This is a genomic window from Streptomyces sp. UF-297, from assembly GCF_058245575.1.
Map to the genome: position 1 here is coordinate 1 of NZ_JBSIBZ010000152.1, position 12609 is coordinate 12609.

Annotated in this window: 13 protein-coding genes and 1 pseudogene; 6 read left to right on the plus strand and 8 right to left on the minus strand. The window is 72.6% G+C overall.

Features of this window, described 5'->3' with window-relative positions; genetic code table 11:
- Positions 1–112: pseudogene (locus tag AC4IJH_RS42060) on the plus strand (M24B family metallopeptidase); the annotation flags it as partial.
- A gap of 33 nt (positions 113–145) precedes the next feature.
- On the opposite strand, the gene AC4IJH_RS42065 reads toward AC4IJH_RS42060, so the two are convergent.
- Genes AC4IJH_RS42065 through AC4IJH_RS42075 form a run of 3 tightly spaced genes read right to left on the minus strand, consistent with a single transcriptional unit; the run spans position 146 to position 2918 of the window.
- Positions 146–721, minus strand: a complete 576-nt coding sequence (locus AC4IJH_RS42065) for a hypothetical protein (protein WP_490857322.1) — start codon at positions 719–721, stop codon at positions 146–148.
- A complete protein-coding gene (locus AC4IJH_RS42070; RefSeq protein ID WP_490857323.1) occupies positions 718–2217 on the minus strand; it encodes an ATP-binding protein in 1500 nt (499 codons plus the stop codon). The genes AC4IJH_RS42065 and AC4IJH_RS42070 overlap by 4 nt, the downstream gene beginning before the upstream one ends.
- Positions 2214–2918: a response regulator gene (locus tag AC4IJH_RS42075; RefSeq protein WP_490857324.1), complete on the minus strand. Its 705-nt coding sequence runs from the start codon at positions 2916–2918 to the stop codon at positions 2214–2216. Before AC4IJH_RS42075 ends, AC4IJH_RS42070 begins: the two co-directional genes overlap by 4 nt.
- A 150-nt stretch (positions 2919–3068) precedes the next feature.
- On the opposite strand from AC4IJH_RS42075, the gene AC4IJH_RS42080 reads away from it, so the two are divergent.
- Positions 3069–3842 carry a polysaccharide deacetylase family protein gene (locus tag AC4IJH_RS42080; protein ID WP_490857325.1) on the plus strand — a complete coding sequence of 258 codons (774 nt, stop codon included), beginning with the start codon at positions 3069–3071 and terminating at the stop codon, positions 3840–3842.
- 79 nt (positions 3843–3921) lie between these two features.
- Here AC4IJH_RS42080 and ssgD (AC4IJH_RS42085) read toward each other — a convergent pair whose 3' ends face one another.
- The 3 genes from ssgD (AC4IJH_RS42085) to AC4IJH_RS42095 all read right to left on the minus strand — a co-directional run bounded on the left by ssgD (AC4IJH_RS42085) (position 3922) and on the right by AC4IJH_RS42095 (position 6551).
- Entirely contained in the window at positions 3922–4335 is a 414-nt protein-coding gene (gene ssgD, locus AC4IJH_RS42085) for a spore wall synthesis regulator SsgD (RefSeq protein WP_490857326.1), read from the minus strand.
- A gap of 144 nt (positions 4336–4479) precedes the next feature.
- Positions 4480–6036: a PH domain-containing protein gene (locus tag AC4IJH_RS42090; RefSeq protein ID WP_490857327.1), complete on the minus strand. Its 1557-nt coding sequence runs from the start codon at positions 6034–6036 to the stop codon at positions 4480–4482.
- Positions 6033–6551 carry a PH domain-containing protein gene (locus tag AC4IJH_RS42095; RefSeq protein ID WP_490857328.1) on the minus strand — a complete coding sequence of 173 codons (519 nt, stop codon included), beginning with the start codon at positions 6549–6551 and terminating at the stop codon, positions 6033–6035. Before AC4IJH_RS42095 ends, AC4IJH_RS42090 begins: the two co-directional genes overlap by 4 nt.
- Before the next feature lie 87 nt (positions 6552–6638).
- Between AC4IJH_RS42095 and AC4IJH_RS42100 the strand changes: the two genes are divergently transcribed.
- Positions 6639–7247, plus strand: a complete 609-nt coding sequence (locus AC4IJH_RS42100) for a TetR/AcrR family transcriptional regulator (RefSeq protein WP_490857329.1) — start codon at positions 6639–6641, stop codon at positions 7245–7247.
- 45 nt (positions 7248–7292) lie between these two features.
- On the plus strand, positions 7293–8513 hold the full coding sequence (locus AC4IJH_RS42105) for a barstar family protein (protein ID WP_490857330.1): 1221 nt from the start codon (positions 7293–7295) through the stop codon (positions 8511–8513).
- 237 nt (positions 8514–8750) lie between these two features.
- Here the strand turns inward: AC4IJH_RS42105 and AC4IJH_RS42110 are convergent, their stop codons facing one another.
- Positions 8751–9704 (minus strand): aldo/keto reductase, encoded by a 954-nt coding sequence (locus tag AC4IJH_RS42110; protein WP_490857331.1) that lies wholly within the window; start codon positions 9702–9704, stop codon positions 8751–8753.
- Between the two features lie 195 nt (positions 9705–9899).
- On the opposite strand from AC4IJH_RS42110, the gene AC4IJH_RS42115 reads away from it, so the two are divergent.
- Positions 9900–10769: an isocitrate lyase/PEP mutase family protein gene (locus AC4IJH_RS42115; RefSeq protein ID WP_490857332.1), complete on the plus strand. Its 870-nt coding sequence runs from the start codon at positions 9900–9902 to the stop codon at positions 10767–10769.
- 34 nt (positions 10770–10803) lie between these two features.
- On the opposite strand, the gene ssgD (AC4IJH_RS42120) is transcribed toward AC4IJH_RS42115, so the two are convergent.
- Positions 10804–11217 (minus strand): spore wall synthesis regulator SsgD, encoded by a 414-nt coding sequence (ssgD, locus tag AC4IJH_RS42120; RefSeq protein ID WP_490857333.1) that lies wholly within the window; start codon positions 11215–11217, stop codon positions 10804–10806.
- 259 nt (positions 11218–11476) lie between these two features.
- Between ssgD (AC4IJH_RS42120) and AC4IJH_RS42125 the strand changes: the two genes are divergently transcribed.
- Positions 11477–12609 (plus strand): sigma factor (locus AC4IJH_RS42125; protein ID WP_490857334.1); only part of this gene is annotated, 1133 nt, incomplete at its 3' end.

Genomic DNA, 12609 nt, shown 5'->3' on the forward strand with positions numbered 1-12609 from the left:
GCGCATCGAGGACGACATCCTGGTCACCGAGGACGGCAACCGCAATCTGTCCGCCGCCCTGCCCCGCACCTCCACCGGCGTCGAGGCGTGGATGGCCCGCCTCAAGAGCTGAGGAGCGCAGGCCCAACGCCCCGTGCCGGGCGGGTCATTCGCCGCTGGGGGCGGCCGTGCCGGGCTGGATGACGGGGAAGGCGTTGTTGCCCCCGCAGGTCATCGCAGGCAGCAGGACGCCCCCGCCGCGCACCTGCACCAGGACCTTCTCGGGCGGGACGTCGTCGCGCATGGAGCCGTTGGCCGCCGTGCACACCAGCTGGCTCAGGGCGGGGGTGTCCAGCCGCTTGGCGTTGATGGGGAGCGTCATGTCGACCTTGCCGTCCTTGGCGGTGACGGTGATCCGGCCGGGGCCCATCTTGGGGAGCACGGAGGTCAGTCCGCGCTGCCGCTCGGCGCTGTTGGGTCCGTCCAGCAGCAGGTCGACGGCGCCCTGCGGGTCGACCGGCTCGGCGGCCGGGCGGCTGGAGGCGCGCATGCCGTCGGGCCCGAGGAAGAACAGCTGCACATCGGCCTCGGGCTTGCCCGGCTGTTTGATCCCGCGGGCCGGTTCCCCGGCGTCGATCACTCCGGTCGGTGCGATGCCGCAGCCGGCCAGTACCCCGGCCAGCAGTCCGCCGGCCGCCATGCGCCGGGCGCGGCGCGATGCGAGGACGTCGAGCGCGCTCATCGGTCCGTCACCTCCTTGTCTTGCGTGCCGCCGCCGCTGTCGCCGGTTCCGCCGCCGCGCAGCGGGAGCTCCACCGTGAACACCGCGCCGCCCTCGGGGCAGTTGGCGGCGCGCATCGACCCCCCGTGCAGCCGTACGTTCTCCATCGCGATGGCCAGGCCCAGCCCGCTGCCCTCGGAGCGGGCGCGCGCGGAGTCGGCCTTGTAGAAGCGGTCGAAGACGTGCGGCAGGACCTCGGGGTCGATGCCGGGGCCGCTGTCGGCGATCTCGATGAGCAGCTGCTCCGCGCCGGACGCGGGGGTGTGCAGGACGACGCGTACCGGCTCGCCGCCGTGGTGCAGCGCGTTGCCCACCAGGTTGGCCACCACCACGTCCAGGCGGCGCGGGTCGAGCTGGGCGCGTACGCCCTGGGAGAGTTCGGTCTCCACCCGGTCCTGCCAGGCTCGGGCCTGCAGGGTCTTGCGGATGGTCTCGGCGACGTCCACCTCGTCCAGGTGCAGGGCGGCGGCGCCCGCGTCGAAGCGCGAGACCTCCATCAAGTCCTCGACCATACGGGCCAGTTTGCCGGTCTCCTGGCTGATGAGGCGTACCGCGGAGGCGGTGTCGGGGTCCAGGGACCCGGCGTCCTCGTCCAGGACGTCGGTGACCGCGGTCATCGCGGCCAGGGGGGTGCGCAGCTCGTGGGAGACATCGGCGGCGAACCGCCGCGAGTTGGACTCCATGCGGCGCAGCTCGGCGACGTTCTCCTCCAGGCGGGCGGCCATGTCGTTGAACGTACGGGACAGATCGGCCAGTTCGTCGGCGCCCTTGACCTCCAGGCGGGTGTCCAGCTTGCCCTCGGCGATCCGGCCCGCGGCCTGGCGCAGTCCGCGTACGGGCCGCAGCACGCCGCGCGCGGCGAACAGCGCGGGGACGACGGCCAGCGCGATCACCGGCAGCGCGCCGCGCTGGGCGGCGTCCACCAGCGCCTCGACATTGGCCTCCTCGGCGCGCAGCGGCAGCTGGGTGTAGACGGTCAGGTCCGAGGCCTTGCCGTCCTGGGCCCGCATCACCGGCATGCCGACCACCAGCCACGGGTCCCCGTCGCGGTCCACCCGCTGGAAGGCCGGGACATGCCGCTTCTCGACGGACTCCTCCAGCTCCTGGGGGATGGTCACCTCGTGCCGGAACGGGGTCTCGCCGCTCTCGGGCACACCGCGGTAGCGGACCTCCACGTCCCAGTCGCGGGCCTTGCCGGAGCGGTCGAGCTGCCGGGTGAACTCCTCCAGGTCCACCCGGCTGGGCGGCACCGGCAGCGAGGGCGCCAGCGAATTGATCTGGCCCCGCAGGTCGTTGATGGCGGTGTCCTGGGAGCGCTGGAGGATGGCGTTGCGCGCCTCACGGTAGGTCAGCGCCGCGGTGGTCAGCGCGCTGACGGCGGCGACCAGCAGGAAGGCGACGACCAGGCGGGCCCGCAGGCCGCGCGGGAGTGAGCGGGGCAGCGCGAAACGTTTCACAGCGGTCCGAAGCGGTAGCCGAAGCCGCGCACGGTCTGTACGTAGCGGGGGGTGCGGGGAGTGTCCTCGATCTTGGTGCGCAGCCGCATCACACAGGCGTCCACCAGGCGCGCGTCGCCGTGATAGCTGTGCTCCCACACGTGCTCCAGCAGCTGCTGGCGGCTGAAGACCTGCCCGGGGGTGGCCGACAGGAACAGCAGCAGCTTCAGCTCGGAGGGGGCCAGCGCCAGGTCGGCACCGCCCTTGGTGACCACCAGCCCGGCGCGGTCCACGGCCAGCTCGCCGTAGGTCTCCACGGGGGCCGGGCCCGGCTCCGCGGCCTGTTCGCCGTCGGCGGGCAGCGCGGTACGGCGCAGTACGGCCCGGATGCGGGCCTCCAGCACCTCGCCGCGGGCGGGCTTGACGATGTAGTCGTCGGCGCCGGCCTCCAGGCCCAGCACCACGTCCAGGTCGTCGCCGCGCGCGGTGAGCATGATGATCGGCAGCTGCCGTTCGGCGCGGATGAGGCGGCACACCTCGAAGCCGTCCTTGCCCGGCAGCATCAGGTCCAGCAGCACGATGTCGGGCCGGAAGGCGGGGAGGACCTCCAGGCCCTCTTCGCCGGTCGGTGCGGCGGCCACTTCGTGACCGCGCCGCCGCAGTGCGAGGGTGACTCCGTCCCGTACGGCGGCGTCGTCCTCGATCAGAAGTACTCGTGGCATGGGTTCAGTATCAATAAGTTTCATGATGGATCGGTAACAGGCGCATCCTGCCCGCTTTCCTTCGCATCTGTCGTGATGAAGTCAGTAAGCACGAAGGCGGAAACGCCGACGGGCTCAGGTACTCGCACGGCAACAGGGACGGGATGGAAGATGGCACGGCGCGTCGGAATAGAGGGCGGCATCATCGGGGTGGCCGCGGTGGCGGTGGTGTCCGTGGCGACTGTGGGGGTGCTCGCCTTCTCGCAGTCCGGCGGCTCCACGGCGCACGCCGACGACGCGGAGAAGAAGAACCAGCACAGCGGCCAGGCGGCGCCCGCCAAGGTGGACCCGAGCATCGTGCACGCCTCCGACCGGGCCGGCAAGAGCCTCAACATCACCATCGACGACGGCCCGGACCCGGTGTGGACCCCCAAGATCCTTGAGATTCTGAAGAAGAACGACGTCAAGGCGGTCTTCTGCATGATCGGCCCGCAGGCCAAGGAGCACCCGGACCTGGTCAAGAAGGTGGTGGCCGCGGGCCACAAGCTGTGCGACCACACCATGAACCACAACACCGGCATGGACAAGCGGCCCGAGGACTACCAGTCCGAGCAGATACTCCCCGCGCAGAAGATGATCGAGGACGCGGCGGGCGGCGCGAAGGTCGAGTACTACCGCGCCCCGGGCGGCGCCTTCACCCCCTACAGCCGCAAGCTCGCGGCCGACCACGGGATGCGCCCGCTGGGCTGGAACGTGGACAGCAAGGACTTCGAGCGCCAGGGCGTGGACGCGATCGTGCAGACGGTGCGCGGCGAGATATCCAACGGCCCGACCGTCCTCTTCCACGACGGCGGCGGCGACCGCAGCCAGACGGCGGCGGCGCTGGAGCAGCTGCTGCCGTGGATGAAGCAGCAGGGCTACGGCTTCGGCTTCCCCAAGCGCTGACCCGCACTCGGCGAAGGGCCCCGGTTCCTCCGGGGCCCTTCGCCGTTGTCCGTTCGCCTGGGGACGGTGCCGACAGACCCTAGGCCTGGCCGAACAGCTCCGCCAGGCCGCGGTCCACGCCCAGGTGCTCGCGCTCGCGCTCGGCGGGCACCGCCTGGTAGGTGCGGTGCAGGAACCGCCGCAGGTCACCGCTCTTCATCTGGATCATCGCGATGCCCTCGTCCACGTGGAACTCCAGGAGCGTGCGGTCCGATCCGTGCGGCCGCACCCGTACGTCACCGCGCCCGGCGGGCCCCTCCAGTCCCTCGGCCAGCAGCTCGCGGGCGAAGGTCCACTGCACCGCGACCCCGTCCAGCGAGATCTCCGGCGGGAAGGAGATCCGTACCGCGAGCGGATCGGCGGGCACATAGCGCAACACCGCGGGCACGGCGTGCGGTCCGGGCGCGGTCGCGATGAGACGGACCTGTACGGCTTGGTCGATGGCGCTCGGCATCGCGGCTGCTCCCTTACGGCTCTCGGGTCATGGGCAAGACTCGCCCTGTAGGACGGTGTGCCCACGTCTGGCGTGCACGTGACAGGGGTGTGATCTATGTCATGCCGTGGCCATTGGTTTCTCGCCGGTCTCCTTCGCTTTCTGTCAAGTTGCCTGCCAGGAACGGGATTTCGCGCCCTGCGCGCGACTCTGTGCGAAGTCCGGTGCGGGTTCAAGGAATTCGTCGAGAATTCCTGGAGTGGCGGCTACTGCGAAGGAAACCGCATTAATAGCGCACATATCCGGGATGCGGTATCCGTCCTCGCCCGCCGCCACCGCCGCGGTGAGCGTGACCACCCCCGCCCGGCGCCCGAACGGCGAACTGGACAGGGTCCAGGCAGCGATCGCCGTGCGCCGCAGCGCCAGTGAGTCGCGGCAGAAGGTGCCCGAGCGGGTCAGCAGATACGGCCCGTGGAGCGCGTGCCCCAGATTGCGGTAGGCGTCCCGGGCCAGCCACAGCACCGCGAGCGTGGACAGCAGGGCGTAGATCCAGGCACAGTGCAGCAGGACGGGGGTGAGCAGTGCGCCGAGGCAGGCCAGCGCCGCGGTGCCGGGCAGTACGGCGAAGAGCAGCCCGCGCATCCGGCGGCGGCGCAGCGCGGCGCGCGGGTGCCGGTTCAACTCCGGGGTGGGGAAGGGGGAGCGCAGCGTTCCCGAGGCGGTGTGCAGCGCCGTGCGGCGCGGCGCGGGCGGCAGCAGGGCGCTGCGCTTGCGGTTCTCCTCGAGGTTGCCCAGTCCGCCCGCCACGGCCCGTACGGTCGCGCCGCCGCCGGCCCGCAGCAGCAGCGGCTCGCGCAGCACTACGCCGCGCAGCCGGGCCCGCTCGATGGTGACCGAGCGCGTGGTGAACAGGCCGTGGCGCACCCGCAGCGTGCGGGCGTCGGTCCACTCCAGGCGGTGGTTCCACCAGTTCTCGACGTACAGGGCCACCGCGCCGAGCGCGCCCAGGGCGAGCACGGCCAGCAGTGCCGCGGGCACGGTCAGCCACAGCATGCTGTGCCCGAACGCGGTCAACGCGCGCCGCACGAACGGCAGTTGCCACAGCTCGATGCCCATGCCGTGCAGGATGCGATAGGCCGTCCCCGCGGTGACCAGGACGCCGCCCAGCACCCAGAACGTCAGCGGCGCATAGCGCAGCCAGCGCCAGTCGATACGCGCCAGGACCGGGTCCTCGGCCGCGGCGCGGGTGTCGGCGCGGGCCAGCAGCCGGTCGCGCAGCGCCCGCGCGTCCGCGGCCGAGAGCGCCTCCAGGGACACCTCGCCGCCCCCGGATCCGGAGGTCCCGGCGCGCAGCACGGTGACGCCCAGCAGCCGGTGCACGGGGGTGGCGGTCAGGTCCACGGTGCGCACGCGGTGCAGCGGCACGCTGCGCAGCCGCCGGGTCAGCAGCCCCGTACGGATGTCGAAGGAGTCCGCGGTGAGGCGGTAGCCGGTGCGGGTCCAGCGCACCAGGCCGAGACCGGTGATCACCGCGAAGGCCGCGGTGAGGGCGCCGAGGGTGATCCACGCGCCGGTCTCGATGCGGCTGCCGGTGAGCCACGCGGCCAGTGCGGTCATCGCGAACGAGCCGAGCGGCGCGGCCAGCCAGCCGCAGTGCACGAGCAGGGTGCGCGGGTGCAGCCGCTGCCACGGGGCCTCGGGAGTGGAGCCGGCGGCGGTCATACGGCGTCCCCCGGCACGGCCTGGGCGGCCTGGCCTATGCGGCGCGCCAGCTCCTCGGCGTCGGCGGCGGCCAGTCCCGCGATCTTGATGTCGCCCGCGGTGGAGGCGGTGGTGACGGTCACCGTCGCGAGCCCGTACCGGCGCTGCAGCGGGCCGCGCGCGGTGTCCACGGTCTGCACCCGTGACAGCGGCGCGATCCGCCGCTTGTGCCAGAACCAGCCATGCGCCGCGTACACCGCCTGGCCGCCCAGCTCCCAGGCGTGCACGGCGTACCGCCGGCGCGGCATGACCAGGAGGTAGCCCAGCGCGGGCAGCACCAGCGTGAGGGCCAGCAGCGGCGCCAGCCAGGGGAGCGCGCCGGGGAAGAAGAGCACCGAGAGCACCGCGAGGGCCAGTGCGGTCAGCAGCATCGGCCCGCTCGCCGAGAGCAGTGCCTGGAGGGTCCACCAGCTGCGGGCGCGGGGGTCGACCCGGTGGCGGGGTGGTCGCAGGTGCGAGGCGGCGTGCGCGGGCATGGTCGTCACCGTTTCCAAGTCATGTGTATTGGATGGGCGTACGTTATAACGGTACAAGCGACTTGTAAAAACGAGGAGAGACCGCCCGTGCCCAAGAAGGTGGACCACGAAGCCCGGAGACTGGAGATCGCCCAGGCGCTGTGGCGCATCGCGAGCACCAGAGGGCTCCAGGGCGCGAGCCTGCGCGATGTCGCGGCCGAGGCCGGCATCTCGCTCGGCAGGCTCCAGCACTACTTCCGCACCAAGGAGGAGATGCTGCTGTTCGCCCTGCGGCACATCAACAAGCTCGCCGACACCCGCATCCGCGACAGCATCCGGACACTCGGCGAAGCCCCCACGCCCCGCGAGATCCTGCGCGCCTGCCTGGTGGGGATGCTGCCGCTGGACGACAAGAGCCGCACCGGCATCCTCGTCGCCGTCGCCTACTTCGGCCTGGCCGTGCACGACGAAGCGCTGCGCGCCGAGTCCCGCGAGGGAATCCCGCAGCTGCGCGCCTTCTTCGCCGACCAGCTGCGCCAGGCCGCCGCGCGCGGAGAGCTGGCCCGCGACCGCGACCCGCAGGACGAGGCGATGCTGCTCATCAGCCTCGTGGACGGGCTCTCCACCTACATCCTTCTGGACGTGCACGGACCGAAAGACGCCTTGCGTCTGCTGGACCTCCACCTCGATGCTGTCTTCCGGACTCCCGCCCGATAAAGACGGGTACGCTCAGCCCCGACGGGGGCCTGAGTACGAGCGGGCATGGGGGAGTCAGTGCGGGCGTACGACTGGCCAAAAGGCGTCCACCGGGCCGACAGGCCGCGGTTCGCGCTGGTCAGACCGGACGACGATGTCGTCTGGGCGGTCTGCGCCGAGGTCGCCGGGCTGTTCGCCGACCCGCCCCGCGAGACCTACACCCTGCACGGCTGCACCCCGCAGGGCCCGCTGCTGGACGCCCTGGGCAAGGACCCCCGGGACCTTCAAGGCGCACAGGAGCCCCGGCCGCTCGGCGACCTCTGGATCTGCCCCGTACCGTGCGGCACCTGCCCCGCCGACTCCGGGCGGCACGACGCCTGGCGGCTGGCCGACGCCCGCCTGATCGCCCGTCACCCGCGCCCCGGCCGGCCCGCGGAACCCGGCGGCCCCGGCCCTTTCGACCTCACCGTGGACGCCACGGCGGACGAGTGGGAGACCCTGGGGGACCGCTGTCTGGTGGCCGGCGCCCGCCTCCACGACGGCCGGGACCACCTCGGCCGCTGCACGGGCCTGACCGACCTCGGCCAGCCGCAGCAGGAGGCCGACCCGCTGCTGGAGCTGCTGGGCTGCGCCCCCACCGGCGAACTGCTGGCCGCGCTGGCCGCCAAGGACCGCAACCGGCCACGCCTGGGCGAGGCGCTGCTGAAGATCCTGGACGTCAGCGGCATCGAGGCCACCGAGCGCTATATCGCCACCGACATCACCGACCGGCGCCCCTCCGCCCTGGGCCCTGGGCTGATCGATGTGGCCCTGCCCGGCTGTCTGTGGGACCCGCCGCCGCTGGTGGCCCGTGCGGTGTGGCAGCAGTGGTTCCACGGCCCGCCCGCCGAACGCAACCTCTGGGCGCCCTACAGCACCCGCGCGCGCCAGGCCTGGGTGTCCTGCGCGCTGGAGCGCGGCTTCACCCGCTACGCACCGGACGCCCCGCCCGAGAGCGTCTACCACCTCGACGGCCGCCACATCACCGACGAACCGGGTTTCTACTGCGCCATCGGCGAGGCGGTCAACGGCCCCGGCGGCTACTTCGGCCGCTGCCCCGACGCCCTGGCCGACTGCCTGTGCGGCGGCTTCGGCGCGACCGTGCCGTGCACCCTGATCTGGCACGACTCCGCCGTCGCCCGGCACCACCTGGCCCGCCTCCTGGACCCGGACGGGGAGCCGTACAGCTACTTCGACATGATCGTGGAACTCCTGACGAAGAACGGTGTGCGCGTCATCCTGCGCTGAGCCGCGTCATCCTGCGCTGCACCGCGTCATCCTGCGGTGAATCGCGTCATCCCGCGCTGAGCCGCGCACCGCCGCGGGGCGGCGGTGACCGCCCGGCGGCGCCCTCCCCGTACGAGAGCGCCGCCGTGAGGTGACGTGCGGTCAGCAAGTGTGCCACCGGTAGGTGATATTCCGTCAGTAGGCGTTCCCTCGCATGATGACGTGTCGTCAGAAGTCATGCCTCTGACGGGTGTTGCGTCAGTAGCGGCTGCCGTCGGCCGCGGGCAGGGCGTCCAGCTCGGCCAGGTCGGCGGGCGAGAGTGTCAGTGCGGCCGAACCGGCGTTGTCCGCCAGGTACTTGGGGGTCTTGGTGCCCGGGATCGGCACGACCCGGCTGCCCTGGGCCAGCACCCAGGCCAGCGCCACCTGGGCGGGCGTGGCCCCGTTGCGCGCGGCGATCGCGCGGACCGTGCCGACCAGCGCCAGGTTGGCCTTGAGCGCGTCCTGCTGGAAGCGCGGCAGATGACGGCGGAAGTCGTCCTCGGGCAGCTCGTCGAACGAGGTGATGCTGCCGGTCAGGAAACCGCGGCCGAGCGGGGAGAAGGGCAGGAAGGCGATGCCCTGCTCCTCGCAGTAGGGCAGTACGTCGCCGAGCGCGTCCCGGGTCCACAGCGAGAGTTCGGACTGCACGGATGCCACCGGGTGCACGGTCTGCGCCCGCCGGATCTCCTCCACCGTCACCTCCGAGAGGCCTATCTGCCGGGCCTTGCCCGCCGCGACCGCCTCCGCCATCGCGCCCCAGCTCTCCTCCAGGGGCACCTCGGGGTCCACCCGGTGCAGCTGGTAGAGGTCGACGTGGTCGGTGCCCAGGCGGCGCAGGCTCTCGTCGATGGAGCGCCGGATGTGCTCGGGACGGGCGTTGCGGACCAGCTTCTCGTGGTGCTCCCCGGTCAGGCCCGCCTTGGTGGCCAGCACCGCCCGCTCCCGGTGCCCGCCGGCCAGCGCCCGGCCCACCAGCTCCTCGTTGGTGTACGGGCCGTAGACATCGGCGGTGTCGATCAGCGTCACCCCCAGGTCCAGCGCCTGCCGGATCACCTGCACCGAAGCGGCGTCGTCGCGCCCCGCCGGGTCGTAGGCGTGCGTCATGCCCATGCAGCCGAGGCCGATGACGCCGACCTGCGGGCCCTTGCTGCCGAGGGTGGTGGTACGCATGGTGGTGCTCCTCATGGTTCAGGAGGGAAGATTCCGGCGGGTGTTACGGGCATCAGCTTCCGTGCTGGAGTGCGCTCGAAGTCAAGCGCGGCCCTCCCGGGGCGGCCGTGGCGCGGTGCGCGAGGCCGTGCGGCCCGCACGTACATGTCGTAAAACTGCCAGAACCGCGGCCCGCGAGCTGATGGACTGCCGCACATGACGAATCAGCCCGGTCAGCCCGGCCTTCGCGCCACCGCACACGACAAGGCCCGCGCCTTCCGCGCCCTGCACACCGGCGGAAGGCCACTGGTCCTCCCCAACGCCTGGGACGTCGCCAGCGCCCGCGTCATCCAGGACGCCGGCGCCCCCGCCGTCGCCACCACCAGCGCCGGGGCGGCCTGGGGCCTGGGTGCCCCGGACGGCGACCGGCTCGGCCGCGACCGCGCGGTGGAACTGATCGCACGGATCGTGGCGGCCGTGGACGTACCGGTCAGCGCCGACATCGAGAGCGGCTACGGGGACGGCCCCGAGGATGTCGCCGCAACCGTACGGGAGGTCATCCGGGCCGGCGCCGTCGGTGTCAACCTCGAGGACGCGGCGCACGGCGCGGCCGACGGCCCGCTGCGCTCCGCACCCGACCAGGCCGCCAGGGTCGCGGCCGCCCGCGCGGCGGCGGACGAGGCCGGGCTCGCCCTGTTCCTCAACGCCCGCATCGACACGTACCTGTTCGGCGTCGGCGAGGAGGAGGGGCGGCTCAAGGAGACGATCGAGCGGGCGTCGGCGTACGTAGAGGCAGGCGCGGACGGCATTTTCGTGCCGGGCGTGGTGCACCCCGACACCGTCCGGGAACTGGCGCAGGGGATCACCGTCCCGCTGAATGTGATGGCGGTGCCCGGGGCGCCGGGCGTCGCCGAGTTCGCGGCGCTGGGCGTCGCCCGGGTCAGCGTCGGCTCCGGCATCGCCCAGGCCGCGCACGCGCTGGTCCGCTCCGCCGCCCGCGAACTGCTCACCGACGGCACGTACGAAACGCTGGCCGGCGGCCTCGGCTTCGGCGAGCTCAACGCTCTCCTGGGCCGCGACCGCTGACCCCGCGGCGGGGACGCCGCACGGCTCGTGCCCCTCACGCTTCGCGCAGCAGGGCGGCGAGGTCCGCGTCGACATCCAGATGCCGGCCCTCGGTGCCCTGCGGCACGATCCCGTAGGACCGCATCAAAAAGCCCCGCAGATCGCGGGTGGCGAACTGCACCATCGCCATGCCGTGCTCGGTGTGGAACTCCACCATGGTGTGCTCGGGCCCGCACGGCCACACATGCACATCGCCCGTCCCGGACGGCTCCAGCAGCCCCGCCGCCAGCAGGTCCCGGCCGAAGGTCCACGTCACCGCGGCCCCGTCCAGTGAGGCGGTGGCGGCGAAGGTGACGCACACCGCCAGCGGGTCGGTGCGCTCGTAGCGCAGTCGAGCAGTGATCACGCGCGTCCGCGGTGCGGTCGCGATGAGGCGGGCCTGGACGGCTTGGTCGATGACGTGGGACATCGCCGGCTCCCTTGCATGTGGTGCGGGTCCTTGCCTCTACGACCTCTAGGACGGGCAGGTGCTTACGGCAGTGCACCGGATTTCGATGTGAGCTGCGTCACGAACTTTTGATTGTGCGGATATGTGCTCCTTACGCTTGCGAAATCCACGCAAGACCGCCAGGACCGGAACGCACCTGTCGCAGAATCACCGGTTCCGCTCGCGGGATACGATCGTGCGTTCCGGTCGTCGGGGGTGACACGTCAGGGGTTGTTCTGTCATGTCCGAAGCTTCCGCAGTCTCCACAGAATCGGCGGCGGACGCCTACACCAGGCTCTACGAGCAGGAGCACCCGCGCCTGGTCGCCTACGCGCGGACGCTGATGGCCAACCGCTGGCTCGCCGAGGACCTGGTCGCCGAGGCGCACTTCCGCGTCTGGCGCCGCATCCAGGGCGGCCACCAGATCGACAACGTCCCGGCCTATCTGCGCACCACCATCCGTCACCTGGCCACCACCGTCGGTGCCGCCGCCTCCCGGGAGATACCGCAGGACCCCGAGGGCGAGCAGGCCTGGCCCGAGACGGGCGCCGCGGCCGAGACCTCCGACCCCGCGCAGCGCGTGGCGTACGTGGACCTGCTGGCGCGGGTCATGGACCAGCTGCCGCAGCGCTGGGTCAAGGCGCTGTGGCTGGCCGAGGCCGAGGACCAGCCGCTGGAGGCGGTCGGCCGGGCCATCGGCGCGGGCAAGGGCGCGACGGCCGTGCTGCTGCACCGGGCCAGGGAGGGCATGCGGCAGGCGTTCCTGCGCGCGGTGCCCGGCACGCCCGGCAACCCCTCCTGCGAGGCGCACTGGGAGCGGATGCCGGCGCTGGTACGCGGCGAGGCCACCGCCAAGCAGGCGGACGGGCTGTCCGGCCACGTCGCCGACTGCCCCGACTGCCGGGCCCGTATGGCGCTGCTGACCCGGGCCAACCACCGCCTGCCGGCGCTGACCGGACCGGCGCTGCTGGTGCTGCTGGCGGGCGGCTCGGCGAAGTTCCTGGTGCCGCTGGTCGGCGCGGGTGCGGGCGCGGCCGCCGCCGGCTCGGCTCCCACGCCCGGCGCCGGCGCCCTGAAGTCCGTACGCCACCTGCTGCGCGGCCAGATAGGCCAGGCCGGCCCGCTGGCCGCCACCGTCGCGGGCGTGGGCCTGGCAGCAGTGGCCACGGCCGCGGTGGCCGCGGGCTTCGCCCTCACCAGCGATCAGCGCCCCCTGCCCCCACAGCGGGCCGCCTCCGCCCCCACCGACACCACCCCCGAAGACGCCGCCCGCCCGGCCCCCGCCACCCCACCCACCGCCACCCCGGCCCCACCGGCCGACCCCCCGTCCCCGCCCTCCCCCTCCGCACCCCCCACCCCGCCCCCGTCCCAGGC